This is a genomic window from Limnohabitans sp. B9-3 (assembly GCF_002778325.1).
GTDB classification, from domain to species: Bacteria; Pseudomonadota; Gammaproteobacteria; order Burkholderiales; family Burkholderiaceae_C; genus Limnohabitans; species Limnohabitans kasalickyi.
On the sequence record NZ_NESI01000005.1, the window covers coordinates 219,849 to 246,406 of the forward strand.

Annotated in this window: 20 protein-coding genes and 1 other RNA gene; 9 read left to right on the plus strand and 12 right to left on the minus strand. The window is 55.4% G+C overall.

Annotated features, from left to right (window positions below; all coding sequences use genetic code 11):
• Nucleotides 1-55: 55 nt before the first annotated feature.
• Genes B9Z42_RS10175 through B9Z42_RS10210 form a run of 8 tightly spaced genes read right to left on the minus strand, consistent with a single transcriptional unit; the run spans nt 56 to nt 7,646 of the window.
• Complete coding sequence (locus tag B9Z42_RS10175; protein WP_100133259.1) at nt 56-460, minus strand: response regulator; 405 nt, start codon at nt 458-460, stop codon at nt 56-58.
• Nucleotides 461-481: 21 nt separating this feature from the next.
• On the minus strand, nt 482-1,564 hold the full coding sequence (cheB, locus tag B9Z42_RS10180) for a chemotaxis-specific protein-glutamate methyltransferase CheB (RefSeq protein ID WP_100133260.1): 1,083 nt from the start codon (nt 1,562-1,564) through the stop codon (nt 482-484).
• Nucleotides 1,561-2,613, minus strand: coding sequence for a protein-glutamate O-methyltransferase CheR (locus tag B9Z42_RS10185; protein WP_100133261.1), 1,053 nt, complete (start codon nt 2,611-2,613; stop codon nt 1,561-1,563). The genes cheB and B9Z42_RS10185 overlap by 4 nt, the downstream gene beginning before the upstream one ends.
• 16 nt (nt 2,614-2,629) lie before the next feature.
• Nucleotides 2,630-4,012 (minus strand): chemotaxis protein CheW, encoded by a 1,383-nt coding sequence (locus B9Z42_RS10190; protein WP_100133262.1) that lies wholly within the window; start codon nt 4,010-4,012, stop codon nt 2,630-2,632.
• 11 nt (nt 4,013-4,023) lie between these two features.
• Nucleotides 4,024-5,529: a methyl-accepting chemotaxis protein gene (locus B9Z42_RS10195; RefSeq protein ID WP_100133263.1), complete on the minus strand. Its 1,506-nt coding sequence runs from the start codon at nt 5,527-5,529 to the stop codon at nt 4,024-4,026.
• On the minus strand, nt 5,495-6,025 hold the full coding sequence (locus B9Z42_RS10200) for a PAS domain-containing protein (protein ID WP_100133264.1): 531 nt from the start codon (nt 6,023-6,025) through the stop codon (nt 5,495-5,497). Before B9Z42_RS10200 ends, B9Z42_RS10195 begins: the two co-directional genes overlap by 35 nt.
• A 45-nt stretch (nt 6,026-6,070) precedes the next feature.
• Complete coding sequence (locus B9Z42_RS10205; protein WP_100133265.1) at nt 6,071-7,249, minus strand: adenylate/guanylate cyclase domain-containing protein; 1,179 nt, start codon at nt 7,247-7,249, stop codon at nt 6,071-6,073.
• Nucleotides 7,250-7,271: 22 nt separating this feature from the next.
• Complete coding sequence (locus B9Z42_RS10210) at nt 7,272-7,646, minus strand: response regulator transcription factor (protein ID WP_100133266.1); 375 nt, start codon at nt 7,644-7,646, stop codon at nt 7,272-7,274.
• Between the two features lie 161 nt (nt 7,647-7,807).
• Between B9Z42_RS10210 and B9Z42_RS10215 the strand changes: the two genes are divergently transcribed.
• From B9Z42_RS10215 to B9Z42_RS10245, 7 genes are all read left to right on the plus strand, one after another.
• Complete coding sequence (locus tag B9Z42_RS10215; RefSeq protein ID WP_158235938.1) at nt 7,808-11,521, plus strand: PAS domain S-box protein; 3,714 nt, start codon at nt 7,808-7,810, stop codon at nt 11,519-11,521.
• Between the two features lie 16 nt (nt 11,522-11,537).
• Entirely contained in the window at nt 11,538-13,277 is a 1,740-nt protein-coding gene (locus tag B9Z42_RS10220; protein WP_100133268.1) for a bifunctional diguanylate cyclase/phosphodiesterase, read from the plus strand.
• A gap of 57 nt (nt 13,278-13,334) precedes the next feature.
• On the plus strand, nt 13,335-15,278 hold the full coding sequence (locus B9Z42_RS10225) for a methyl-accepting chemotaxis protein (protein ID WP_233203600.1): 1,944 nt from the start codon (nt 13,335-13,337) through the stop codon (nt 15,276-15,278).
• A 53-nt stretch (nt 15,279-15,331) separates the two neighbouring features.
• Nucleotides 15,332-15,799 (plus strand): cache domain-containing protein, encoded by a 468-nt coding sequence (locus B9Z42_RS10230; RefSeq protein ID WP_100133269.1) that lies wholly within the window; start codon nt 15,332-15,334, stop codon nt 15,797-15,799.
• Between the two features lie 69 nt (nt 15,800-15,868).
• Complete coding sequence (locus B9Z42_RS10235) at nt 15,869-17,812, plus strand: methyl-accepting chemotaxis protein (RefSeq protein ID WP_100133270.1); 1,944 nt, start codon at nt 15,869-15,871, stop codon at nt 17,810-17,812.
• 7 nt (nt 17,813-17,819) lie between these two features.
• Nucleotides 17,820-18,647: a hypothetical protein gene (locus tag B9Z42_RS10240; RefSeq protein ID WP_100133271.1), complete on the plus strand. Its 828-nt coding sequence runs from the start codon at nt 17,820-17,822 to the stop codon at nt 18,645-18,647.
• Nucleotides 18,648-18,707: 60 nt separating this feature from the next.
• Entirely contained in the window at nt 18,708-19,898 is a 1,191-nt protein-coding gene (locus tag B9Z42_RS10245; protein WP_100133272.1) for a cyclic nucleotide-binding domain-containing protein, read from the plus strand.
• 1 nt (nt 19,899) lies between these two features.
• Here the strand turns inward: B9Z42_RS10245 and B9Z42_RS10250 are convergent, their stop codons facing one another.
• From B9Z42_RS10250 to dnaX, 4 genes are all read right to left on the minus strand, one after another.
• Entirely contained in the window at nt 19,900-21,900 is a 2,001-nt protein-coding gene (locus B9Z42_RS10250; RefSeq protein WP_158235939.1) for a methyl-accepting chemotaxis protein, read from the minus strand.
• A gap of 125 nt (nt 21,901-22,025) precedes the next feature.
• Nucleotides 22,026-22,622, minus strand: a complete 597-nt coding sequence (gene recR / locus B9Z42_RS10255) for a recombination mediator RecR (protein WP_100133274.1) — start codon at nt 22,620-22,622, stop codon at nt 22,026-22,028.
• A complete protein-coding gene (locus B9Z42_RS10260) occupies nt 22,622-22,945 on the minus strand; it encodes a YbaB/EbfC family nucleoid-associated protein (protein ID WP_100133275.1) in 324 nt (107 codons plus the stop codon). Before B9Z42_RS10260 ends, recR begins: the two co-directional genes overlap by 1 nt.
• A 41-nt stretch (nt 22,946-22,986) precedes the next feature.
• Entirely contained in the window at nt 22,987-24,885 is a 1,899-nt protein-coding gene (gene dnaX / locus B9Z42_RS10265; RefSeq protein ID WP_100133276.1) for a DNA polymerase III subunit gamma/tau, read from the minus strand.
• A gap of 71 nt (nt 24,886-24,956) precedes the next feature.
• Here dnaX and ffs point away from each other — a divergent pair.
• Both ffs and B9Z42_RS10275 read left to right on the plus strand, forming a co-directional pair.
• Nucleotides 24,957-25,053, plus strand: an RNA gene (gene ffs, locus B9Z42_RS10270) — signal recognition particle sRNA small type.
• Between the two features lie 101 nt (nt 25,054-25,154).
• Complete coding sequence (locus B9Z42_RS10275; protein WP_158235940.1) at nt 25,155-26,342, plus strand: site-specific integrase; 1,188 nt, start codon at nt 25,155-25,157, stop codon at nt 26,340-26,342.
• The last annotated feature ends 216 nt before the right edge of the window (nt 26,343-26,558 follow it).

Here is a 26,558-nt window from a genome sequence, read left to right on the forward strand (position 1 = left end):
TTGTGCGCTGATTACCTGAATGACGTGATGCTTGGATGTCTTCGCGAGCGGAAGATCAAATACCAAGCACTTTGCGTGAAGCGGTCACGATCTCGTGGCCTTTTTTCGCATTCAGGTCCAAGCTCATGGCACCCGAGGGCTTGGCGATCACTTCGGCCGCACCCAGCTTGCGTGTTTCCAGCGCTTGCGGTGAACCGGTTTGGGCCACAGAAGAAACAATGATCACAGGCACGTTGCTGATGAGGCGCAAGCGCTTCAAGCACTCAATGCCATCCATGTGCGGCATTTCAATGTCCAACAACACCAAGTCGGGGTTGAGTTCTTTGATGTTTTGCAGCGCTTCAAGACCGTTGGTCGCCTCGCCCACCACGGCCAAATCAGGATCGGCGCTGATGATGCCTCGCAACAAAGCGCGCATCACAAAAGAGTCATCAACGATCAGGATATTTTTCTTGGACATTTCAATTCACCTCGTAACAAATTAAAGAACGGTGGCGCCCAAGAGGCCGCTCACACCCGCCATGCGCGCCAACCGTGCACCCAGCGCTGCAGGCGCGAGTACGGCGGTGGCTAAGCCGGCATCAATCACAGAAGACGGCATGCCGTCGACAATACAACTGTCTGGCGTTTGTGCCAAAACGGCACTGCCTTTGCGGGCCACCAACTCTTGCGCGCCCTTCATGCCGTCGCTGCCCATGCCGGTCATCACAACCGCCACGACAGGGCACGACACCGTCGCTGCCGAGCGAAACAACACATCCGCATTGGGATGAATCGTCGCCTCAGCACTGGTGCGCTCGTACAGCATGAGACGACCGGGAAACGGCTCGCGAATGACGGCATCGCTGCCACCTTTGATGATGATCACCATGCCTGGCTTGGCTTCCATGCCGTCGGTGCTCTCCACCACGGTCAAGCCAGTTTCACTGCTCAAGTGCCGGGCAAAACCACTGGTGAACATAGGCGGCATGTGCTGGGCCACCACCACCGGACATTTCAACTTGCCCATGGCTTTGAGCATTTGAGGCAAGGTCGCGGGTCCACCCGTCGAAATGCCCAACACCACCAAGCCCGGCACGCCTTGATTTTCAGTTTTTCGCTGAGAGACCGGCTTTGAAGTGTCCACACCGCCAGAGATAGGGCGTATACCGCCGGCAGAAAAGCGCGAACGCTTCTTCGCCCAATAACGCAGCTTGTCCACCAACTCGTCACCAATTTTGACAATGTCGAGCTGCACAAACGATGATTTTTTAGCGATGAAATCGACCGCACCCAGCTCCAAGGCTTTGATGGTGGTGACTGAGTTGCGCTCCGTCAAGCTGCTCAGCATGATGATCGGGCAAGCACAACGCGCCATGATTTGGCGGGTAGCTTCTAAGCCGTCCATCACGGGCATTTCCACATCCATGGTGATCACATCAGGGCGCAGTGTTTCAGCCATCTCGACGCACATTTGTCCCGTGCGCGCTTCACCCACGACCTGAATGTCGGGATGACCTTCCACCATTTTGCGAATGGCGATGCGCATGAACGCAGAGTCGTCGGAGATCAGCAGTTTGATCATATGGACACCCCATTTCGCACATACCAAGGGCCACCGTTGCCCAAGCGCTGTTCGAAATATTCAGGCACCAACATTTGCACCGAAGCCCCCATCACCAGCACGCCGCCGGGTGACATGGAGCGCGCCAACATGGTCTGTACTGTCTTCTTCACCGAGTCTTCAAAATAAATCAACACATTGCGGCAAAACACCAAATCCATGTTTTGGACAGGTGGGCGGCTGTTCATCAAATTGAAGCGCTCAAAGCGCACACAGTTTTTCACCCAATCACGCACCTTGTGGTAACGCACACCGGGCATGGCGTTGGTCGGTGCCATCGAGACATCGTCAAACATGGCGCGCCAATGCTCAGGCAAATTGCGAAACGACCCCATACCAAGTTCGCCATACACGCCTTCGCGGGCAGTACGCAGCGCTTGGTTGGACACATCGCTGCCCATCACAAACAAAGACCAGCCCAACTCAGGCACCACACGACCATCGGTTTGTTGACGGGCCTTGCCCGCCTTTTGCAATCCGCGCAGGCACATATAGGCCAAGTCGTACACCTCTTCGCCCGTCGAGCTCGCACCGGACCAGACTTGCAGCTGGCGATTTTTTTCTCGCGAGGCGATCAAGTTGGGCAAGATGTCTTTGGCCAACATCTCCATCAAATCGGGGTCGCGGCAAAAGTAGGTTTCGTGAACCGTCAAGTTCTCCACCAGCGATTGCCACTCTGGGTGCTCCGATGAACACGTGTTCATGGAGTTCACCCAATCGCGCAACACAGAGATGGGCATTTCTTTCAAAATGCGCACCAATTTGCGCTCCACCAAGGTGCCGGGTTTGATGCCAAAACGGGTTTCAACACCCAACATCAATTGGTTCACGATTTCCAATTGCATGGCCGTGTCCGAACGCACCTGGTTAGAGACAGGTGCGGGTGCAGCCACGCTCGCAGAGGAGGGCTTGGACGTCAAGCCAGCGTTCAACGCCGCCGTCGTGCCTTTGGCGTTTTGAACTGCCGTGCGCATTTGCGCAATTAAATCGTTGACATTGTCTTTAGACAAAGATGTTCCTTTGAAGTTAAGCAGCCCTGGACAAGGGCTCCAAGGACAGCAAGGAGATCAACTCGCCGTCTAAGCGACCGACTTCGGTCAAATAATCGTTTTGGCTGGTGCGCACAGGGGTGATGTCTTTTTCGGCGATCTCAATCACGCGATCGACTTTGTCCACCACCAAGGCCCAAGCCGCCCCTTGAATACGCACCACCACGTAGGCTGAGGTGTCTTTGCCTTTGATGCCCAACATGTCACGCATGTCCAGCACGGGGGCCACTTCACCTTTGATCTGCACCACGCCCGCGAGCGAGTCGTCACCTTGCGGCAAGTTGACGGCAGAGCCGTACTCTTCCACCCGATCCACCAACGCCAGCGGCAACGCGCAGCGCTCATCGCCCAAACGGAACGACAACAAGCGACGCACCGATTTCAGTTCTTTCTCTGACATGGTTGCCATATCTACCCCGTGTTGAATCAAATAACGGCGCAGTCGCGTCATGTCGTCGAGAGACACCAAGCCGCCCAACGCCACCAAACCCGTCATCCGGCCTTCCAAAGCGCCGTAGCCAGGCAAGTAGCCTTCGAGCTGTGAGTCACCACCCGTGATCGCTTGCAAGATGTCTTTTTCGTAGCGCTCAATGCCCACCATGTCGGCCACCGAAATGCCCAGACGGGCGCCGTGAACCGCCACCACCAACACAAATTTAGGAGCCACCGTGGGCGCACATTTGAGCAATTTGGAGAGCGACAGCACCAGCAACGCTGTACCGCGCAACTGCATCAAGCCTTCCACCTCAGCGCCCGCGCCCGGCAAAACGGTGAGATCGCGAATTTCAACGATTTCCAACACGTCTTCCATGTGGAACGCATAGCTCTCGCCACCGTCTTGCACCGTCACCGTGGGCATGTCGTTGCTGACCAACTCAGCGGCCTGCGCCGCATTGGTCACTTCAAGCTGCCCCACCAAGCCACCGCCGCCTTCAGGCACCCCCTCCGGCTCCATATTCTGCAAGCCCAACGAAGCCTCATTCAGCAACAGCACCATGCCATCGGGCAACAAGAACTCGCCGCGCACCAAGGCGTTGGCGTCGCCCTCGTCGTACAGCTTGATGGCATCAGACTCGAGGGTGATTTTGTTGAACACGCGGTCAACTTGCACCACCACCGTGTCTTTTTGCGCCGTCACCACCAACAGGTTGCCATTGGGATCGGCAGATCGCGCGCCCATGCCTAAGCGGGCAGCCAAATCAACCTTCAGATAAACGGCACCCGCGACGTTGACCAAGCCCTCCACGTCGGCGGGCGCATAGGGCAGCGGGGTCACGGGCAAAATGTCCAAAACCTTGCTCACACCAATGGCCGAGAAAGCGAATCGCCCCTTGCCAACTTCAAAGAGAACCAGTTCCATGTCGTGTTCCGTCAGATCTTAAATTTTTCGATTTCGCGACGCGTCGAGTCTGCGACTTTCGACAACTCGATCATGCTCGCAGCCAACTCTTCCGAAGCGGAAGAGTTGGTATGAGCGATCTGCTCAAGGTTAGACACGCTGCTGTTGATCTCTTGCATGGTTCGCGTTTGCTCTTCCACCGCGGCAGAAATACGTTGCAACATGCCGTCTGTTTGCGACGAGCTGGCCACAATGCGCTCCATGTCACCACTGACCTCACGCACCACCAAAACGGCTCGGTTTGCTTCAGACACGGCTTGCTGAATCAGCTGCGTGATCTCTTTGGTGCTGTCGGCGCTGCTGGCGGCGAGCTTACCCACCTCGTCCGCCACCACCGCAAAGCCTTTGCCGTGTTCACCCGCGCGGGCGGCTTCGATGGCGGCGTTGAGGGACAACAGGTTGGTTTTGTTGGCGATTTTCTCAATCACATCCGTGATCTTGTTGATCTTCTCGGAGTTGCGCGCAATGCCATTGACCACCTCGACCATGTGCTCCATCTTCACGCGTCCATCGCGCACGATCGTGGCCGATTCCTGCGCTTGGCGGCTGGCCGACTCGGTGCTGTTGGAGATGTCGTTGACGGCATTCGACGTTTGGCGAATGGAGGTCACCACTTCGCTGATGTAGTGGGTTTGGCTTTGTGCACCATCGGCCAGTTGACCAATCGCCGTGCTGGTATCGCTGGCGGCGCCCGCCACTTGCTGGGCGTTGTCACCAATGCTGCGCATTGAAATTGCCAAGGCTTCTAAGGATCGGTTGATGTCTTCTTTAAGCTTGCCCAAGCTGCCCTCGCCTTGCGCATGCACACGACGGGTCAAGTCACCGCGGACCATGGCATCCATGACGTGGACCACCTCACCCAGCACTGTTTCCAACGAGCGGATGGCCGATTGGGCAGCTTCAAGAATCAACTTGTACTCGCCTTGGTCTTTGCTGGCGTCCAAACGAACGGTGAAATCACCTGAAGCCATGGCCGTCATGGCCGTGCGCAAGGATTGCACTGTGCGAGACACGCCATTTTGCGCATCCGCCATTTTGTGCAGCACTTGCGGATAAATGCCCTTCAAACCAGCCGCTTGAGGTTGGCGCGAAAAGTTACCCGCGCTCATGCGAGACACCACGGTCAAAGACTCACGGAAGACAGCTTCGACTTGGTCGAGCACTTCGTTCAGGCTCCAAGCACATTCGGCCAACGGACCGGTGCTGGTGATGTTGGTCACGCGCGGCTCCAACACGCCGCTGGCAGCCCCGCTCAAAACAACATTCATTCGGCGTACCAAATCAGCGTCGCTCTTTTGCCCACGCAGGGACAAAGCGAGCACGAGCAGCATCGCCACGGCCAGGGCAACAACCACAGGCGACGTGCCGGTCAGCAGCCACAACAAAGCGACAGACACAGCGCTGAGCAGCGCCTGCAGCCATAGGCCCTTGGCGGGGCTCAACTCAAGCCGACTGAAGAGTGAGGACAAACTGCTCATAGCCCATACCTTTTTCGTTCAAAAAATCATCCATCAATCGGGTAGACGCTGCGATGGCATCCCGCGAACCCACGCGACGCTCTTCGTCAAGCATCCTGCGATACAGGGCCGAAATGACTGGAATGGCGCGTGCATGCGGTTTACGTCGCACAGAGTAATACCCCAGCACTTGGCCCTTCTCGTCGACCGACGGTGTGATGTTGGCAATCACCCAATAAAAACTGCCGTCTTTACAAATGTTTTTCACGTACGCAAAAATTTCGCGACCTTCTTGAATGCTGCTCCACAGCATCTTGAACACCGCACGCGGCATGTCGGGGTGACGGATCACGTTGTGCTGAATGCCCAAGATGTCTTTTTCCTCGAAACCCGAAAACTCGATGAACGTTTTGTTGCCGTAAGTGATACGGCCTTTCAAATCAGTCTTTGAGACGATGAAGTCATCTTCACGCATCACAATTTCTTTGTCCGTGGGGACAATGTCACGCAAACTCATGGCTGTTTTCTCCAAGCTGAGGGGGTCAGGTAGGTGCGCATCAGGTCAGGCTGCCGTTTTGATGGGTGAGCCAACAAAGAAAGTTTCAACTTGACCCAAGCTCTTGACTTCGATCATGCCGCGCGCCTCTAGCTCAAACTTACCGGCCAACAAATCGGCAGTGGCAGAAGAGACGTGAATTTTTCCGGGCTGGCCCGTGGACTCCATGCGACTGGCCACGTTGACGGTGTCGCCCCATAAGTCGTAGGTGAACTTGCGAATACCAATCACGCCCGCCACCACAGCGCCGCTGTGGATGCCAATGCGCATATTCAAAGCACCATTGGTGCGTTCGTAAAGCTCTTTCAAAGCTTCGCACATGTCCATGGCGGCCATCACGGTGGCTTCGGCATGGTCGTTGCGCGCTTCAGGCACACCACCGGCGAGCATGTAGCAGTCACCAATGGTTTTGATTTTTTCCAGGCCATGTCGCTCGGTGATCAAGTCAAACCGAGAAAACAAATCACCCAACATTTCCACCAACGCCGTGGCCGTGATGGTGCGGGTCATTTTGGTAAAACCCACCATGTCGGCGAACAGCACGCTCACCGATGGACAGGCATCGGCAATGCGCTCTTCGCCGGCTTTCAAGCGTTTGGCAATGGTGCGCGGCAAGATGTTCAGCAACAACTGCTCGGTCTTTTCTTTTTCTTGACTGAGCTGCTCGTGTTGCTTTTTGAGTTGCCGCATGCGCAAAGCGTTTTGGTCTTTGAGGTGCTTTTTATCAATGCACGTGGTCACACGCGCACGCAACAGCACCGGGTTGAACGGCTTGGGCAAATAATCTTCGGCACCGAGTTCAATACAACGCACGGCGTCGTCAATGCCCGAACTGCCAGCGCCGCCCGAAATCACAATCACAGGGGGCCACGCTTGGTAAGGGGTCTCGCGAATCACTTCCAACACTTCCATACCGCTCATCACGGGCATTTCCATGTCCAGCAGCATCAAGTCAAAAGGCTCGCGCATCAAAATTTCGATGGCTTCTTTGCCGTTGTTCGCTTCGCGAATATTTTTCAGGCCCACGGCTTCCAAAGAACGACGCAAGCCCATGCGCAACATCACACTGTCGTCCACCAGCAGCACGCGCGCACTCTCCAAGCCAGTGCGGCCTGTAGCTGCGGCTTCAATGACTAACTCAGGTGTTGCTTGTTCAGAAGCGAGGTTGAGATTCAACGAACTCATGGGCAGTAAATCTCGCGAGACGTCAAGCGTTTAGCAAGGTTTTGACTTTTTCGATCAACTGCTTCGCGGTGAATGGCTTGGTCAAGCTGGCGTTGGCACCCGACAACAAGGCCGAATCCAAACCAAATCGGGCGCTGACCACGCGGCTGCCGCCTGAGATGGTCAAAATGGGAACGATGGGGAACATTTCGCGCAACTTGGTCACAAAGTCCACGCCGTCCATGTTGGGCATCACCACGTCAGTGATCACCAAGTCAACTTTTTCAGCCAAAGCAAACTGGCGAAGGGCTTCCTGACCGTCGGAGGCTTCGATGACCGTGAAGTCAGACATTTCCAAAATTTCGCGCACACCTTCGCGCAACAAATCTTCATCATCAACCAACAAAATCGTCGCCATTACCAACCTTTACGTTTCTTGTACATTTACTTAAAATTAGCGATTTATTCGCGAATTTGATGATTAGATCACAAGTCTTTCGCAAATGCGTGAGAAACTTGAACGCTCTTTTTGCATTCGACTTAACCCCTGAAAAGTTAAGTTGTTTCTTTATTTCCCGTATGAACGCCTTGATCCAATCCCTCTCATTTTCGATGCGCGGCGCTGTCCGCTGGATGGGTGCGCTTTTGATTGTGGTCATGGCCGGTTTGGCACTGGTCACCGGCTCGCAAATGCAGGTTTTGGAGTCATCGCTGTCTCGCATGTATGAGAACCGCGTTGTCTCCATGAAGCAGTTGCAAGAGATGGAGCATGCCCTCACAGACTTCGCCGCAGCACTCACATCGTCGGGCATCGGCCCGCTAGACACCGTGACTCGCCTGATCCGCAAAGCCGATGGCATGCAACAAGCCAGCCGTGTGCTGCTGGAGACCTTCAACAAGGGGGGCATTGAGCCTGAGTTGCAACCCGCACGGACCGGCTATGAATCTGCGTTTGGACGGTGGCATTTTGAAATGACACGCCTTCTTGAGGTGGGACGTGAAAAAGGCCAGATCAACTCAGCTTTGCAAAATGAGCTGACCAATTCGCACAACCGCTATGGCACCGCGTTGATGGGCGCGCTCGACACCTTAACCAACCAACAGTTGGTGCAAGCCAAGCAAGACTTTGACCGTGTTCAGTCTTCACACCAGCGCATGACCCTGCAGTTTTATGCCTTGATGACCTTGACGCTGGCCTTGATTTTGGGCTCGTTAGGCTGGCTGGTCAGTGTTGTGCGCAACATGGTGGGAGGTGAACCTCGCCGTTTGGTCAACGTCACCCACGAAATCGTGCTGGGCAACTTGGACCAAAAAATTGTGGTGGCTGCGGGCGACAAGTCCAGCGCCTTGGCCAATATTCGGGTCATGGTGGACAGCTTGCGCTCGAACCAAGCGAAGAACCAACACCGGTTGTGGATTGACAACGGCCTGGCCTTGATCAACGAAACCGTTCGCAATGAGCGCTCGCCCACCCAATTGGCACTTGAAATCAGTCAAAAAATGGCGAGTTATTTGGACGTCCAAGCTTGTGCTTTGTACGCGTATGCGTTTGGCGTGGTGGATGACTCCATGATTCAACGCCAAAAACTCAAGCTCTTGGGCAGCGAATCGCACGACAGCACCGACTTTCCCAGCGAGTTACCTCTGCCCAGCCAATTTTTGACACAAGCGACCCAAGACGGGTTGGTCTTGCGCAACAGTGAATTGCCGGTTGACTGCCTTGAGGCATTGGGCGTTTCTCAGACCGATCAGTCACGCCATTTTTTAGTCATTCCTTTTCAGTTTGAAAACAAGGTACGCGGCATCTTTCTGGTGAAGTCCCGCTACCAGTTGCCGGTTCATGTGGCTGAATTGATGCTGCCTGGATCGGCCGCCATTGGCGTGGCATTTGAGTCAGCCCAAAACCGCGAAACCTTGTTGGCGTCGCTGATGGATTCGCACCGTCTGACCAACCAACTGCAAGAAAACCAAGAAAAGCTTCAACAAAGCCAGGTCTCGATTGAGCAACAAATTCAATATGTGAACGGCTTGTTCTCGTCCATGCAAAGCGGCTTGATCGTGGTGGATGAGCAAGGCGACATCCGCGACTGCAACGCCGCCCTGCTCAGCATGTCTGGCCTGACCCGCAAAGAGGTGATCGGCCAGCGCAGCACCATCTTGTTTGATGACGATGAAACCACCCTGGCCTTGTTCTTGAACAGCCTGAGCAAGAGCTTGACGCGTCTCGAATTCATGGAGCCCGGCAGCTACATGAATTTGCTCAACCAAACCCCGTTGGGTTGTGTGCAAATTGATGCCAATGGCTGCATCCAATTTGCCAACTCACGCGCCAACCAGCTCACCGGCTACTTTGGCAAGGAGCTGATTGGCCAGCCCTTGTCGGTGCTCAGCCCCGTGCCTTTGCGCGAGGTTTACAACAAATTAATGAAAGGTTTTCTGGAGGACAAAAACGACCAAAAAACCGGTTATAGCGGTCAACTCAACATGGTGACCAAAGACGGCGAGCAGCTCACCATTGAGCTGGGCTTGGTCAATCACACGGTGAATGGCCAGCGCACGGTGTTGGCGTTTATTCGCAACGAGCGCGACCTGCCGTGGTCCGTCACGATCACCACGACCCTGAACCGCTTGGTCAACGACGATGACGAGTCGGTGGTGACCCTATTGAAGAACAAAAAGGGCCCGAGCACGCCTGTGCGTATTTCGTCATCCATCATGTTCAGCGTGCGTGGCATTCCAGAACAGACCGTCATCAACGTGCACGATGTGTCTTCGCTGACCCACAAAAACGAGCAAATCAAACTCCAAAACAACTTGCTCGAGAAAACCATGGATGCCATGCAAGACGGCGTCTTGCGTGTGGACCGCAGCGGTGCTTTGCTGAGCGCCAACCCCAAGGCACTGGAAATTTTTGGCTATGCCAAAGTGCATGTGCTCGGTCACACCTTGGGAGCGCTGCTGCCCGCTGAAGACAGCAACCAGTTGGTGGAACATTGGGTGCCCGAGTACCACGGCGATGTGATGCAACGGCTCTACGACATGGACCCCGAGCGTTTTTGGCAGCGCCTCACCGACATGCCCTTCCCCGTGCTGGGCTTTGATGCCACCGAGCGCGTGAAGTTCACCAACTTGGCCAGCCAAACCTTGTTGGGCTATGCCCACCACAGTCTGCACGGACACCACTTGTTGTCCATTTTGACCAAAGACAGTTTGGACGAACTGCCCCAACCTGTCAGCCTGCACAGCTTGACCACAGCCGCCACTGAAGCGAAGGTGCTGAACTGGCTCAAATCCGATCAAAACGTGGTTGCAGAGACGGCGCAATTTTTCACGGTCAACATTGGCACCGAGTTCTGGGTCATTGCCTGTTTGGGCAACAGCGTGGAAGAAGCCAAAGCGCAAACCATGCACGCTGTCCAAAACGTGGAATGGGTGGTGACACAACACGAGGGCGAAAAAATCCCCGTGGTGTTGACCGCTGCCCCCTTGCGCGACGCTCAGGGCATGATCACCGGCGCCGTCATCACGATGAAGGACATGCGCGAGTTCAAAGAGAAAGAAGCTGAGAACTTGCGGATGGTGCAAAAAATGGAACAGTCACAGCGCTTGGACGCGTTGGGCCAACTCGCCGCTGGGGTGGCGCACGACTTCAACAACCTGTTGGGTGTGATTCAAAACCACGCGGAACTGGTGGAAATGAAAATTGGCGAAGAGTCCAAAGCTGCCAAAAACTTGAGCGCCATCTTGCAAGCCACCACCCGTGCCCGCGACATCGTGATCAAGCTGAACGGCTTGGGACGTGAACGCCCGCCTGAGGAAGAAGAAGAGAACCTCACCTTGTTTGAGTTGTCCCCTGTGATTGACGAAACCAAGTCGCTCTTGCAAGCCAGCTTGAAGGGCATCGAGATTGCCATTGAGCCTGTCACACCTGACGCGGCCCAGGTGCAGCTCAAAGGCCAAAGCGGCAGCTTGCAGCAGGTGCTGGTCAATTTGTGCGTCAACGCCAGCCATGCGATCGGTGAGCGACGTGATGGTCGCATCGTCATTAAAGCCTCTCGACGCAGCGAAAACACGGTGTCGGTCGCCGTGATTGACAACGGCAGCGGCATCCCGCCCGAAACCTTGCCCCGCATCTTTGAGCCCTTCTTCACCACCAAAGAAGTGGGCAAAGGCACCGGCTTGGGCTTGGCGATGGTGCGCAGCATCGTGACCCGCATGGGCGGTAGCATTGAATGTGAATCTCAAATGGGCGTGGGCACCAGCTTCATCGTCACCCTGCCTTTTACAAGCTAAAGACACATCACACGCCATGCAGCAACCCAGCGAACGAGAACAACACTTACGCGCCATGCTGGACGCCTCGCAAGAGGCGATCCTGACGTTTGATGCACAGGGTTGTGTGATCGATGCCAACTTGGCCGCCGAGCACATGTTTCGCTTTGAGCACCATGCGCTCAAGGGCGCTCGCATGTCGCACCTCATCACCGATTTGCGTGATGACTTGGCCTACTTCATCGACCAGATTCACCAACACGCGGCCAACCACCAAACCCTGAGTTTGGAGACCTTCATCCACACCTCCAGTGCGCAGGCCATCCCTGTGCAATTGACCTTGCGTTTGCTGCCCCCTCACAGCGGGAATGAACTGCGCTTTGCGGCGTTGTTGCGTGAGCGCAGCCGTGAAGCGGCTTTGCAAGAGCAGTTACGCGACGCCTTGCATGGCACCGCAGTGAGAGCCATCGATACAGCCACCGTCTTTCACTCGCGCCATTACCTCAAAGCGCGCTTCAACGACGTCAAGGCCTTGGCGACACTCAGCGCACCTGAGGCCTTTGTGGCGGTGGCCTGCATCAACATTGACCGCTTCAAACGGGTCAACGAGTTGTTAGGCTATGACGCGGGCGACCATGCCATCAACGCGATTGGGCAGCGCATTGAAGTGTTTTTGCGCCACGAGAGCAATGCCAACGGCTGGGACGTGGGCATGTGCCGCATGTCAGGCGATGAGTTCGCATTGGTTCTGATTTCTGAACGCTCTTTCGTGGGCTTGGCGGATTGGTGCAAGCGTCTGCAAAGCGCTTTGGCCGTCCCGCTTGAAACCCACAACCAGCGCTTTGTGTTTTCACTCAGCGGTGGTGTGGCCGCGGGCGAATTGCTGAACTCGGAGTTTGAAGCCTTGCTGACCGACTCCGAAATGTCCATGCGTGCCATCAAACTGCGCGGCGGCAACGACTGCCTGATTTACGCGGCCCAGCAAGGACAAAGCGTGCGTCCGCGCGCCACAGAGCACAACGTGATTTTGGGTATGGAGCGCAAACAGTTCCAACCCTTCTTTCAGCCCAAAGTGTGTTCTGACACGGGACAAATTTTGGGCTTTGAAGCCTTGTTGCGCTGGCAACACCCTGAGCTGGGACTGATTCCACTCGGCGAGTTTTTCCCCGTGCTAGAAAGCTCCAGTTTGATGTTGGACGTGGGCTTGCAAATCTTTGAACAAGTGGTTGCGACCATGGCACAGTGGCAAACCAAAGGTGTGCACTTGCCTGTGTCGTTCAACGTGTCCAACGGCGAACTGATGTCCCAACACTTTCGAACGAGCCTGAGTCGCTTGGCGCACCAAGCCGGTGTGGCGACCGATCAAATTTATTTGGAAATCACAGAAAACGTGCTGGCCAACTTGGGGCAAACCGGCGAAGACATCTTTGCTGAATTGCAAGACGCGGGCTTTCGTCTGAGCGTGGACGACTTTGGCGTAGGCACCTCATCACTCTCTCGCTTGAGCAGCATTCCGCTGCGCGAAATTAAAGTCGATCGCTCGTTCATCTGTGATGTCTCGAGCTCCGGGCGCGAGCTGGAACTGCTGCGCGGCATCGTGAATTTGGCCAAAAGTTTAGACCTCGAAGTGGTGATTGAAGGTGTGGAGTCGCCCCAACAGCTGTTGATCGCCCAAAGCCTAGGCCACCTGTCCATTCAAGGCTTTTGCTATTCGCGTGCCGTCAATCCTCTGCAAGCTTTCGAGTTGATCGAGCGCCAACCCTTTGCCTTGCACTGAGCCTTTAAGATTCAGCCACTTGAACCGATACCTACATAGACAAAAAAAGGAAGAACCGTGTTGAAAAATTTGAATGTCGGAACACGATTGATGTTGCTGGTTAGCCTATTGGGGCTGCTGTCGGTCACGATTGGCGTTAACGGGCTGCGAGGTATGTCTGAGTGTGTCGCGGGTCTACAAACGGTGTACGCCGACCGTGTGGTGCCTTTGCGCGATCTCAAAGTGATTGCCGACATGTATGCGGTGAACATCGTGGACGCCTCGCACAAAGTTCGCAACGGCAACATTTCTTGGGAAGAAGGCCTCAAAAATTTGGACGATGCTGAACTTCAAATTGCAGAAAAGTGGAAGAAGTACAAGGGCACAGTCTTGGTCCCAGAAGAAGAAGCCTTGGTCGCCGAGATCGAACCGATGTTTAAAAGTACACAAGTCGAGTTGGACAACTTGCGCGCCATCATGAAACGCCAAGACAAACAGGCGATTGCAGATTTCACGGCAGGCCCTTTGTACCCTGCCATCGACCCCATCAGTGGCAAATTCTCTGACCTGATCGAGGTCCAACTGAAGGTGGCCAAAGTTGAGTATGACGCGTCTCAAACCAGCTATGACTTCAACCGCATTGTCAATATCGCCCTGATCTTGGTGGGTCTGGGTATGGGCGCTGTGTTGGCAACTTGGATTGTTCGCTCTGTTAGCGGTCCGCTTGAAAAAGTGCGCCAGATGGTGCGTGAAGTGGCCAAAAGCTCGGACTTCTCTCAGCGCGTGGCCGTCTCCAGCAACGACGAAGTCGGTCAAACCGCACAAGCCTTCAATGCCTTGCTGGAAGCCCAGCAAACCGCCATTGGTGAAGTCAACCGCACGGTCACGGCCATGGCCGAAGGCGACTTCAGCCAACGGGTGAATGCCAACTTGAATGGTGATTTGAAAACCATGAAAGAAGCCATCAATGCGTCAGTGGAGAGCATCCAAGCCACGATCCAAGACCTGAGCAAGACTCTCCAAGCCTTGTCGCAAGGTGACTTTTCAGTCCGATCCACGGCACAAGTGCACGGCGAGTTCAAAAAAGCGGTGGACCAGGCCACTTCGGCCATGGTGGCGCTCGAAGCAATGATCGGCGGCGTGGGCCAAGTGATGAGCCGCGTGGCTCAGGGCGATTTGACGCAACGCGTCACCGCCGAAGGTCGCGGCGATTTGATCACCCTCAAAGACAACATCAACACATCGTTGGACGCCATGAGCTCGGCCTTGCGCGCCATCCACGTGAATACCCGCCAAGTGGCTACAGCGGCCAACGAAACCAGCATGGCCATTGGCCAAATTTCGGACGGTGCGCAGAACCAAACCCATGCCATCTCGCAGGTCAGTACCGCCGTCAAGCAAACCGCCACATCCGTCGCCGATGTCTCACGCAACACCAGCATTGCCAGCCAGAAATCACAAGAGTCCATGGCGATCATGCGCGAAGGCATGCGAAAAATGGACGACATGGTGAATGTGGTCAGCAGCATCGCGGCCAACTCTGACAAGATCAACAAGATCACAGAAGTGATTGAAAAGATTGCCAACAAGACCAATTTGTTGTCCCTCAACGCAGCCATTGAAGCCGCCCGCGCTGGCGAACACGGCAAGGGCTTTTCGGTGGTGGCTGAAGAAGTGGGCAAATTGGCAGCCAACAGCGCTGAAAGCTCACAAGAGATTGCGCAACTGGTGCAACAAGCAGTCACCGAAACGGCCAAAGCAGTTGCCACCGTGAAAGAAGTCAGCCAAGACATGGTGCGCATTGAACTCGCATCGCGCGAAACCGATGAAATGCTGCAACGCATCTCGGCCGCGCTCGAACAGCAAAGCAGCGCCACCGAAGAGATCAATGCCAACGTGTTCAACTTGGACCGCATTGCCAGCAGCAACGCATCTGCCTCTGAAGAAATGACGGCCAGTGTGGTGGAACTGTCCAAAATTGCAGACGCCACACGACGCGAAGTTGAAAAATTCTCCACCTAAGTTAAAGTTGGTGAAAATTTAACTAATTCTATTTTTTCAACAAGGACGACAAAATGATCAAAAAAGTAAGCTTAATTGCAGCATTGGCGCTCTCCGCCCTGGCCTTCATCCCGAGCTTGAGCATGGCTGCAGGTGAACGCGCCACCAAGGCCGAAGCCGAGGCCATGGTGGCCAAAGGTGTGGCCGCCGTCAAAGCCAAAGGCGAAGCCGTGTATGTCGACATCACCGCACCCAGCAAAACCTATGTGGACCGCGATTTGTATTTGGTGGTGTATGACGTGGCTGGCAAATGCTTGGCTCACGGCCAAAACCCCAAACAAGTTGGCAAAGACCTGCTGAATCTGAAAGACCCAGATGGCAAAGAGTTTGTCAAAGAACGCGTTGAATTGGCCAACTCCAAAGGCAAATTCTGGCAAGACTACAAATTCACCGATCCTTTGACCAAAACCGTGCAAGCCAAGCAAGCGTATTGTGAAAAAGTAGGCAACGTGATTGTTTGCGGCGGCGTCTACAAACTGTAAACGTCCCTCCTCCATGGCACCTGCGGGTGCCTACGGAGCCCTGAACTTTGCTTGAGTCACCACAACAACATGTCCGTATTCCCCGAAAAAATGAGCATTGCTAAAAAGCTCATGATGGCCCCGCTTTTGGTAGCGGTTTTGTTGTTGGGCTTTGGCATCTTCAGTTTCGCCAACATGCACGCGTTTCAAGGCAGCGTGAATGACATGCTGGCCGACTCGGTCGCCACCGAGCGTATGGCGCAAGAAGCGGAAGCGACCGTCAACGCCACCCATGCTGCGGCTTACAGAAGTTTGGCTTTGCTTAACCTCAAAAGCGACAAGGCCGCCCAATCAGCTGAATCGATGATGACGGAGCAACTCACCGCACTCAGTGACGTGGGGCGTGACTTGCAAGCGAACCCGAACGAGCAACTACGCAGCCTCATCAAACCTATTCAAACCTACGAAAACGCGGTTCGCGAGGCCTACGACGCATCCACCTCCGACACCAACTTAGGCGCGATGATGATGCAAGACGCCGACAAAGCTTATGACCAACTGATTGAGGCTTTGCGTGCGATGGGCGCAGTCAGCCGCATCGGTGCGGCGAATGCCCAAAAGCACTTGAACGAGCGGATTGACTTGCAACAAGTGGTTCAAATCGCGGCTCTGTTGTTCGCCATGGTGGCAGGACTGCTGCTGGCTTATTTTTCGGGTCAAAAAATCGCACGTCCCTTGCGCGCCATGCAAGCACAAATTTCTGCCATTGAAGACCGTGCCGATTTTTCGCTGCGTGTGAAAGTGGAAAGTGGCGATGAGGTGGGTCAAACCGCCGTGTCGTTGAATGCCTTGCTGCAGTCGCTGCAAAGCGCGGTGCAAGAGGTCAACTCCGTGGTGGGGGCAGTGTCTGCAGGAGACTTCAGCCGCCGCGTTGAAGCCCCCTTAAAAGGCGACATGGCCGTGATGAAGTCCGCCGTGAACGACTCTGCTGAGAGCGTGAAGGCCACCATGAACGGCCTCAACGACTTGATGCAAGCCCTGCAAAATGGCGATTTCACAAAGCACATTCGCTTGGATGTGGCGGGCGAATACAAGCGCGCCATGACGCAAGCGAGCGATGCCATGCAATCGCTCAACAGCATGTTGAGCGATGTGGGCAACGTCATGAAGAGCGTCTCGCAAGGCGACTTGAGCATGCGCATCAGCGCACAAGGTCGTGGCGATTTGCTGACTTTGAAAAACAACATCAATCTCTCGCTCGATGCCGTCAGCGGATCTATGCGTGCGATCAACCAAAACACACGCCAAGTGGCGGCTGCAGCGTCGCAGTCGAGCCAAGCCATTGGGCAAATCTCTGACGGCGCCTTGAACCAAACCCATGCCATTGGTCAAGTGGCCACGGCCGTGCGTCAAACGGTCACCTCTGTGGCTGATGTCTCGCGCAACACCGAAGTGGCCAGCCAAAAGTCCAGAGAATCCGTGCGCATCGTGCGTGACGGCATTCAAAAAATGGCGCACATGGTGGAGGTGGTCAACAGCATTGCGGCTAACTCTGAAAAGATCAACAAGATCACGGCCGTGATTGAAAAGATTGCCAACAAGACCAACCTGCTCTCGCTGAATGCGGCGATCGAAGCGGCCCGGGCCGGAGAACACGGCAAGGGCTTTGCGGTGGTCGCCGATGAGGTCGGTAAATTGGCCGTCAACAGTGCCGAAAGCTCCCAAGAAATTGCACAACTGGTGCAACAAGCCGTGGCGGAAACGCGCCGCGCTGTGTTGGCGGTGCAAGAGGTCAGTGCCGACATGGCACGCATCGAAAGCGGCTCGCAAGAAACCGACGATATGCTGCAGCGCATTGCGGGCGCCCTGGAAGAACAGAGTTCGGCCGTGGAGCAAATCAATGCCAACCTCTCCAGTGTGGATACCATTGCACGCAGCAACGCTGCTGCCTCCGAAGAAATCACGGAAACCGTGATGGAACTGTCCAAGATTGCAGATTCCACACGCCGTGAAGTTGAGAAATTTGTTCTATAGGGTGGTCATGAATCTTTTGTATTTAGAAGCCACGCTGAACAACTTGCGTGCCCAATGGCCCCAGTCCTGGCCAGGAATGGCTTTGGTGGTGCGCAACGCTTTGGCGCAACTGGGCTGGCACGACACGGCCAAACTGGCGCCACGCGACCAGGCCTTGCACGACTGCATCTTCTCCGTCATCGGGGCCATTGAAGCCGATGGGCAAACACGCGCTGCGCAGCATCAAGAACCTCAGTATCACAACCGCTTGCACTTTGCAGATGCGGTGGTGTCGTTGACCGTGTTACTGGCCAATGAACGCCAAATTGCGGGCCGTGATGCCCATGCGCCGCCCAGCCACGCCGAATGGTTGGGCATGCTGACCGTGGTCAGCCACGACTTGTTGCACAACGGCCGAATTAACCAATTTCGCTCTGAAATTGAAACCTTGTCGGTGAAAGCACTCACGCCTCACATGCAGAAACACAAGGTGTACAAAGCCGACCAAGCCGTGATTTCGTCAATGATTTTGCGGACGGACCCCGTCTTTGTGCCCGAAACACACCTGGCCATTGCGGGCTTGCCCTTTGACGTGGCAGACCCCCGTTGCCTGCTCGTGTTGATTCAAGAATGCGATATTTTGGCCAGTAGCCTGCCCGCCACGGGCGGCGGTTTGACCCAACAACTTTCCGACGAATGGGCGTCCGTTGCGCCCGATCGGTCGCAATCATTGTTGACAGCCAAAGGGCGTTTGTTTTTTTTAAAGCACATGGCCTTATTTTCTAGCCCGTCGAGCCGATTACTGGGTATACAAGCCACCATTGACCAGCAAATTGCTGAGCTTGAGCAAGCCTAAACGGCTGAGACTCCAAACTCTGTGACGCGCTGAACAATCGCCTCACCTATCAAAGCCGCAATGTCCGCACAACCCAACCAAGAAGCCCCATCGGCCTCTCGCACCCCTAAAACCGACGCCGTCGAACGGTTCATGCACACGCCTGGCCGTCCGCCTGTCGGCTTTGTGCTGTCGGAGTTTGCTCGCCGCATGGAGTACGAACTGCGGGTGGCCATTGAGGTGGCCAACGGTCGCGCCACCTTGGCCGACTTGGAACGGGTCCAAACGCTCAACGTCAAATCTCTGCCATCGCGCGCAGCAACCCCTGTGCGCGCTGTGGCAGCACCTGCCCCGTCAGCGCCAGTGCGCAAAGCGGCACCAAGTCCTGCCGCATCCGCACCGGCTGCACCGGCGCCACGCGCTCCGCGCCGCAAGGTGAGCAGCGAAGGCGCGGGCGAGTCCATCGTTTACGAAGAAGGCAAAGTCCTGTTCAACCAAGGTGACAAGGCTGACCATCTGGCCATCATCTTGGAAGGCTCGGTCGAGATCTTTGATGCCAAAACCGGCAACAGCATTGCGGTGCTCAACAAGGGTGTGTCCTTTGGCGAGCAAGCCATTTTGGAAGGCGGCGTGCGGGGCGCCTCAGCCCGTGCCCACACGCGTGTGGTGTGTCTAGAAATCAGTACCGAACCGCTGCGCGCCATCCTCAAATCCGACCCCGGCATTTTGACGCCCGTGGTCGAGGCCATGCTGTTGCAACTGAACATGGCCAACAAGATCAGCAAGTCCGTGGACAGCGACGATCTGGACTATGAGGTGACCAACGACAACAACCTGTCGTCCACCCAAGTGCAAAAAATTCTGGACGAGGTGTACGCCACCGGCGACAACAAGGGCATGAGCAGCGACGAGTTGATGTTCTTGAAGCTACTCGCCTCGAACAAGCTGCACACCACGGTGCACGAGGCTGGCACGGTCTTGGGCTCGCCTGACGACAGCGAGTTAGGGTTGGGCTACATCATTGTGCAAGGCCACGTCGAGGCCGCCATTGGCCCCAAAAAGTACAAACTGGGGCCAGGCAGTGTGCTGGGCTTGGCCGAAGCGCTGCTGGACAAGACCTTGCCATGGGGCCTCACCAGTTTGGACACCGTGACTTTGATGAACATCCCCATCGACAAGGCCTTGCGTGGGTTGGAACATGCCAACCCCGGCATTCGCGGCATCGTGCGTTACACCGCAGATCGCATCATGCACCTGCAAAACACGTTCTAAATCAGATCTTGAACTGCTCCACTTCGCGACGGGTGCCGTCTGCGATCTTGGAGAGTTCAATCACGGTCGCTGTGATCTCTTCACTGGCCGAAGCATTCGACTGCGCAATGCGGTCCAAGGTCGCCACATTCGAATTAATTTCTTGCACGGCATTGCTTTGCTCTTCCAACGCTGCGGAAATGCGCTGCATCATGCCGTCGGCTTCGGTGGCACCCGCTTCGATGCGCTCCATGTCGGCACTCACCTCTTGCACGGTGGCCACAGCGCGACGCGCTTCGGCCACGGCTTGCTGAACCAACACGGTGATCTCTTGTGTGCTCTCGGCGCTGCTGGCAGCCAACTTGCCCACCTCTTCTGCCACCACCGAGAAGCCCTTGCCGTGCTCGCCGGCACGCGCTGCTTCGATGGCCGCGTTCAAGGACAGCAAATTGGTTTTGTTGGCGATGCTCTCAATCACCTCGGTGATCTTGTTGATCTTCTCGGAGTTGGCGGCAATGCCGTTGACCACTTCGACCATCGTGGCCATCTTGGCCTTGCCACTGCGCACGATGTCCACCGACTCACGCGAGCGGCTGCTGGCGGTTTCGGTGTTGCGCGACACGTCGGTCACGGAGGCTGCCGTTTCTTTCACCGCATTCGCCAGTTGGGCAATGCCGTGCATTTGGTTTTGTGCGCCATCGCTGATCTGGCTGATGGCTTGGCTGGTTTGGTTGGCCGCCGCCGCCACTTGGCGGGTGTTGCTGTTGATGGCGCGCATGGCCGCACTCAGGGCGTCCAACGATTGGTTGATGTTGCCCTTGAGGCTGGCCAAGTCACCACGGCCATTGGCGGTGATACGACCGGTCAAGTCGCCGGAGGCGACATCGTTCATCACATGCGCCACGTCGCCGAGCAAGGTTTGCATGGCTTGCATGGCTTGGTCCACCAAGCCGCGCAACTCGCCTTTGACTTGAGCCGACATGCGTTGGTTGAAGTCGCCGTTGTACAACGCGTTCATCACTTCGGCCAAAGCGTCCATGGTGGTTTTGACGCTGGCTGCGCTGGCGTTGACCGCGTCTTTCATGGTGCGCAAATCGCCCTTGAGGTCGGCGGTGATGGTCACATCAAAGTTGCCGGCTGCCAGCGCCTCCACGGCGTTGTTCACTTCAGAAATAGCCAGTTGCTGTGCGGCCATGAGTTGGTTGAACGCACGGGCAGTTTGGCCCACTTCATCGTCAGAAATATCCGTGATGCGGCGAGAAAAGTCAGACGATGTCTCCACCGAGGTCACCATGTTGCGCAAGGCTTCTAGCGGCGTGGTGATGCCCTTGACTTGCCAACGAATGACCGCAGCAATGATGAGCATGACCAACAACACCAACATCGAAAACTGTGTGGCGTGTTGCCAGAAGATCACTTCGACGTCGTCGATGTAAATGCCGCTGCCCACAACCCAATTCCAGCCATCAATTTTTTGTACGAAAGACAATTTTTCGTACACCTCGGTGGTGGTGCCGCCACCGGCTTTGGGCTTGGGCCAGTTGTAGGTGACGTAGCCCGAACCTGACTTGGTCGCCACTTCGGTAAACGCCACAAAGATGTTCTTTTTGCCGTCGGTTTTTTGGGGTGCTGTGTCCAAACCAAACTGCTGGCTGGTGGCCGAGTTGAAATTGGGCGCATCCAGCACCTTGCCATCCAGCGCGGGCACGGTGGGGTGCATGAGCATGACGGGCACCGGCTGGGTTTGGTCGTTCAACCAAAAATACTCTTTGGTCTCGTAACGCAAGGCCTTCACGGTTTGCATGGCCGCAGCCTTGGCCTCTTCTTCCGTCAACGTGCCGGCCTTTTGCAAGGCTTGGTAATGCGTGACCACGCCGTGCACCGACTCCACCAAATGACGCGTCTTGATCTTGCGGTCTTCCAACATGGTGGATTTTTCGATGGACAGCGCCACGATGGACACCAAGATCAGCCCCACAAAAGAGACGACCCCACCCAAAATCAACCGCGATTTGACATTCATTTCTTTGTTTCCTTGCTGGAATGAGGCCTTCAACAAGGCCAACTTCATTCTAAATTGCCAAAGCTGACAAGGGCTTACAAAAAAATCACAAATTCGTCAATAGGGCATGCCCTGATTCTGGGCATTTAAGCGTTGCGACGGTCCACCATCGCATGCGCAATGGTGCCCAAGTCGACGTATTCCAACTCACTGCCCACGGGTACGCCGCGTGCCAAGCGCGTCACTTGTACGCCGCGCTTTTTCAAAGCTTCGGTCAACACATGGGCGGTGGCTTCGCCTTCGGCGGTGAAGTTGGTGGCCAAAATCACTTCTTGGACCACGCCATCGCTGGCTCGGTCAATGAGCTTTTCCAAGCCAATGTCTTTGGGGCCAAAACCATCCAGCGGGCTGATGCGGCCCATCAAGACGAAATACAAGCCTTTGAACGCTGCAGTGCGCTCAATGGCCGATTGATCGGCGGGGGTTTCGACCACACACAAGCGCGCGTTGTCGCGGCTGTCGTCCAAGCAGGTGTCACAAATGCTTGGGATGGTGAAGGTGTGGCACAGCTCGCAGTGGCGCACTTGGCCCACGGCCTCATGCAGCGCTTGCGAGAGCAGCTGGGCGCCCTCGCGGTCGTGCTGCAGCATGTGATACGCCATGCGCGACGCGGTCTTGACGCCCACACCGGGCAGCCGGCGCAGGGCGTGAATCAGGCCATCGAGCGCAGAAACAGCGGCCATTAAAAGGGCAACTTCATGCCGGGTGGCAAACCGGCAGTGAGTTTGCTCATCTTGGCTTCGCTGGTTTCAGCGGCTTTGCGCACGGCGTCGTTGAAGGCGGCAGCGACCAAGTCTTCGAGCATGTCTTTGTCATCGGCCAGCAAGCTGGGGTCGATGGTGATGCGTTTGACGTTGTGCTTACAGGTCATCAAAACTTGCACCAAGCCCGAACCCGACTCGCCCGTGACATCAATGTGAGCCAGCTCGTCTTGCGCCTTTTTCAGGTTGTCTTGCATGGCTTGGGCTTGCTTCATCAGGCCAGAGAGTTGTCCTTTGTTGAACATGGGTCGTCCTTTGTTGAGAAATTAAAAATGAATGTCGAAAGTTAAACAGGCTTGATGCTGCCGGGCACGATGCGTGCCCCAAAGTCGCGCATCAAGGTCTGCACATAGGGGTCATTGAGGATGATGGCTTCTGCCCCCGCCTGACGCTGGGCCGCAGCCACGGCGTTGCGTTTGGCCGGGCTGTCTTGCACGCGGCCGACTTCGACCGTCAAACGCACGGGATGTCCAGCTGCGGCCAACGCGGCTTGCAAACGCTCACGACTCAGGGGGCTGTTGAGCGACTCGCGCTCGACGCGCAGCATCCACGTGTCGGTATCGCGCGCCATGAGTTGCGACTGTAAGCCCAACTCGCGCACCAAAGCGTTGATGGTTTCAGCGGCGGACATCTGCATCACCAAACCATGCCAAAACTCCCCCTCGGGGGTGGCCTCGATCTGCGGCACGCAGGTGGCGGGCACCATGGCTTCGAGCTGCGCGCTGGGCATGGGTTGATCGCGCACGGGCATGGCCACGACGGCGGCATCTGAGTCGTGGTCGAAGTCGTCGTACTCGGCTTCGTAAGGCACGTCATCTTCACCGTCAGAGGGGATGAATTCGGGGGCTTTGGTTGCGACAACTGGCATCTCGCGCACAGGCAAGACTTGACCTCGCGGGGCGGGTGGTACAGCGACTGAAACTGGAATGACGGCTGGTAAGGCGGGCGTTGCGGGTGAAGCAGCAGGCGGCAAGCTTGAAGCAACAGGTGCTGGGACAACAACAGGTGCCGCAGCTGAGGGCACCCGAGGCGCTTCAATCAGGCTTTTTTTTTCAGCCAAAACCAAAGCGCTGGACGCGGCCCCTTTGGGCTTGAAGGCCAGCAAACGCAGCAGCACCATGGTGAGCGCGGCGTATTCGTCGGGGGCCAAGCCCAGTTCTTGGCGACCGTGCAAACACAGGCTGTACAGCAACTGGGTTTCATCGGCGGGCATCAGGTCAGCCAAACGCGCCATGTCCACGGCTTCGGGATCGGCGTCAGCCTCGGCCATGCTCGGCACCGCTTGCAACACAGCCATGCGCTGCAAGACCATCGACATATCTTCCAACGTGGCGGCGGCACTGAGGCCATTCAAACGCAAGGCTTCAGACGTTTCGACCACCGACTTGCCGTCACCATGCGCCAACGCCTCGATCAAACGGAACACATGCGAGCGGTCGGCGCTGCCCAACATTTGGCGCACCGAGGCTTCTTGCAACTGGCCGCCGCCAAACGCAATGGCTTGGTCGGTCAAGCTCAAGGCATCGCGCATGGAGCCGCGTGCGGCGCGGGCCAACAGGCGCAGGGCTTGGGGCTCGGAAGCAATCTGTTCTTGACCCAACACATGGCCCAAGTGCTCCAGCACGGTTTCAGGGGCCATGGGGCGCAGATTGAACTGCAAGCAGCGCGATAGCACCGTGACCGGCACTTTTTGTGGATCGGTCGTGGCCAGCACAAATTTCAAATATTCAGGCGGCTCTTCCAGCGTCTTCAACATCGCGTTGAACGCGGTGTTGGTCAGCATGTGCACCTCGTCAATCATGAAGACTTTGAAGCGGCCTTGCACGGGCTTGTAGACGGCTTGCTCTAAAAGGCTTTGGACTTCGTCCACGCCACGGTTGGAGGCCGCGTCGAGCTCGGTGTAGTCCACAAAGCGGCCGGCATCGATGTCGGTACACGCTTGGCACACGCCGCAGGGGTTGGCGGTGATGCCCCCCGTGCCGTCCACGCCTTGGCAGTTGAGTGACTTGGCCAACACGCGCGACACCGTCGTTTTGCCAACGCCGCGGGTGCCGGTGAATAAATAGGCATGGTGCAGGCGTTGTGTGGTCAGCGCATTGGACAGCGCTTGGACCACGTGCTCTTGCCCCACCATCTCCGTGAAGGTTTTGGGACGGTATTTACGGGCGAGCACAAGGTAGGACATAAGCGCGAGATTCTAAAGCGAGCGCATGTCGAATCCTCAAAAAGAGCCGATGTGTCGCTACAATTGCATGTGACGGGCCTTCCCACATGGTGAAGCGGCCAACCGGGTCAGGCGGGGAACCGAGCAGCCCTAACTGTGGAGCCAGTGCTGGGGTTAAGGTCCGTCACCCCCTAATACAGATATCTAGTATCCATGCGGGTTTGACGATGTTTTGATCGTCTTTCAGCATGTTTTGTATCACCCGAGTGTGTCACGTTAACTTAACGGACGTGAACATTTTGGCAAAAATCATTGGCTTATTTCAGCGAGGACGGACCTACTATCTGCGGATAGTTCTCCCCCTTAATCACCCACTCATTGCGAAATACAAGAGTGGTCGGCATGTTCGTACGTTAGGCATCTGTGACTATCGTGAAGCTGTCAAACGAGCCACGCTCCTTCGAGCGGAAATCCTTTGCGGCTATGTAGCACTTGACCACAAGAAGAATCCCCCCGCCCTACTCCGTGATGTGTACGAACGCTGGTGCAAAGCAAAGCCTAGAACTGAAGACAGTGTTGCATGCTGCGGTCGAGCGTTAAGGCATTACGAGGCTCAAACACCGAACCCAGCGCTGGAACTGCTAACCAGAAATCATGGAGACCAATTTCGTGGATGGCTTCTTGAACAAACCACCACATCTAAGACAGCTAGAGATAGGCTTGTCTGGGTATGTAGCCTACTCAAATATGCTTGTGAAGACCTTGAACTGATTCCAAAAAATCCATGGCAAGGACTAGATATCAAGTCGAGGCCTACTTTACGCAGAACACCATGGGACAAGGAAAACTTAGACAAACTGCTGAGTAATGAAATTTGGCAGTTGGGCTCATTGCCAAAAGATAAAAAAGCAGGCGGGATTGCCATCTATTGGATTCCCCTACTCTCTCTTTTTACTGGCGCTCGATGTGCCGAATTGTGTCAACTCGAAACAAAAAACATCCAAGTCATTGACGGTATTCCAGTAATTGTCATTACCAATAGCGGTGAAGGTCAACGTTTGAAGACATGGGATTCAGAACGAATCATTCCAATACACAGTCGCATCTTGGAGTTGGGATTCATGGACTATGTGACATCACAAAAGAATCCACTCCTGTGGAACGAATTGATTCGGCGAAAGGAACGTCCGGGAGGCATATTCAGCCAGTACTTTGGGATGCTTCGAAAGCGACTAGGCATACCGCCTCATATCGTGCTTCACAGTTTCCGGCACCTATTCCGTTCTGAGTTGGTTAGAAAGCAGATTCCTGAACGTACTATCGACTTGCTTCTTGGACATCAAACGACAGGAAGTATTGGGTCACAGGTGTACACACATGTGAACAATATTGACCTGAAATGGGCCGTTGAGCAGTTCCAGCCAGACATCAAGATCCATCGAATAACTGGGATTGATGGGAAGTTGAAAAAACCGTAACAGAACGTTCTCTCGGGTGATACAAAACATGCTGAAAGACGATCAAAACATCGTCAAACCCGCATGGATACTAGATATCTGTATTAGGGGGTGACGGACCTTAACTTTGACAAATTACATACGTCATTTGTCTGGTGAGAAGGAAATCTCACTTGAGACCTACCTTATCTCGTCTTCAGGTGATACACCCAAGTGGTTCACGTACTTTCATTGTAA

Bases quoted from the DNA above. Each gene is read 5' to 3' on its own strand.
- B9Z42_RS10175 (WP_100133259.1), bottom strand. From the start codon at position 460: ATGTCCAAGAAAAATATCCTGATCGTTGATGACTCTTTTGTGATGCGC.
- cheB (WP_100133260.1), bottom strand. From the start codon at position 1,564: ATGATCAAACTGCTGATCTCCGACGACTCTGCGTTCATGCGCATCGCC.
- B9Z42_RS10190 (WP_100133262.1), bottom strand. From the start codon at position 4,012: ATGGAACTGGTTCTCTTTGAAGTTGGCAAGGGGCGATTCGCTTTCTCG.
- B9Z42_RS10195 (WP_100133263.1), bottom strand. From the start codon at position 5,529: ATGAGCAGTTTGTCCTCACTCTTCAGTCGGCTTGAGTTGAGCCCCGCC.
- B9Z42_RS10200 (WP_100133264.1), bottom strand. From the start codon at position 6,025: ATGAGTTTGCGTGACATTGTCCCCACGGACAAAGAAATTGTGATGCGT.
- B9Z42_RS10205 (WP_100133265.1), bottom strand. From the start codon at position 7,249: ATGAGTTCGTTGAATCTCAACCTCGCTTCTGAACAAGCAACACCTGAG.
- B9Z42_RS10210 (WP_100133266.1), bottom strand. From the start codon at position 7,646: ATGGCGACGATTTTGTTGGTTGATGATGAAGATTTGTTGCGCGAAGGT.
- B9Z42_RS10215 (WP_158235938.1), top strand. From the start codon at position 7,808: ATGAACGCCTTGATCCAATCCCTCTCATTTTCGATGCGCGGCGCTGTC.
- B9Z42_RS10220 (WP_100133268.1), top strand. From the start codon at position 11,538: ATGCAGCAACCCAGCGAACGAGAACAACACTTACGCGCCATGCTGGAC.
- B9Z42_RS10230 (WP_100133269.1), top strand. From the start codon at position 15,332: ATGATCAAAAAAGTAAGCTTAATTGCAGCATTGGCGCTCTCCGCCCTG.
- B9Z42_RS10235 (WP_100133270.1), top strand. From the start codon at position 15,869: ATGTCCGTATTCCCCGAAAAAATGAGCATTGCTAAAAAGCTCATGATG.
- B9Z42_RS10240 (WP_100133271.1), top strand. From the start codon at position 17,820: ATGAATCTTTTGTATTTAGAAGCCACGCTGAACAACTTGCGTGCCCAA.
- B9Z42_RS10245 (WP_100133272.1), top strand. From the start codon at position 18,708: ATGTCCGCACAACCCAACCAAGAAGCCCCATCGGCCTCTCGCACCCCT.
- B9Z42_RS10250 (WP_158235939.1), bottom strand. From the start codon at position 21,900: ATGAATGTCAAATCGCGGTTGATTTTGGGTGGGGTCGTCTCTTTTGTG.
- recR (WP_100133274.1), bottom strand. From the start codon at position 22,622: ATGGCCGCTGTTTCTGCGCTCGATGGCCTGATTCACGCCCTGCGCCGG.
- B9Z42_RS10260 (WP_100133275.1), bottom strand. From the start codon at position 22,945: ATGTTCAACAAAGGACAACTCTCTGGCCTGATGAAGCAAGCCCAAGCC.
- dnaX (WP_100133276.1), bottom strand. From the start codon at position 24,885: ATGTCCTACCTTGTGCTCGCCCGTAAATACCGTCCCAAAACCTTCACG.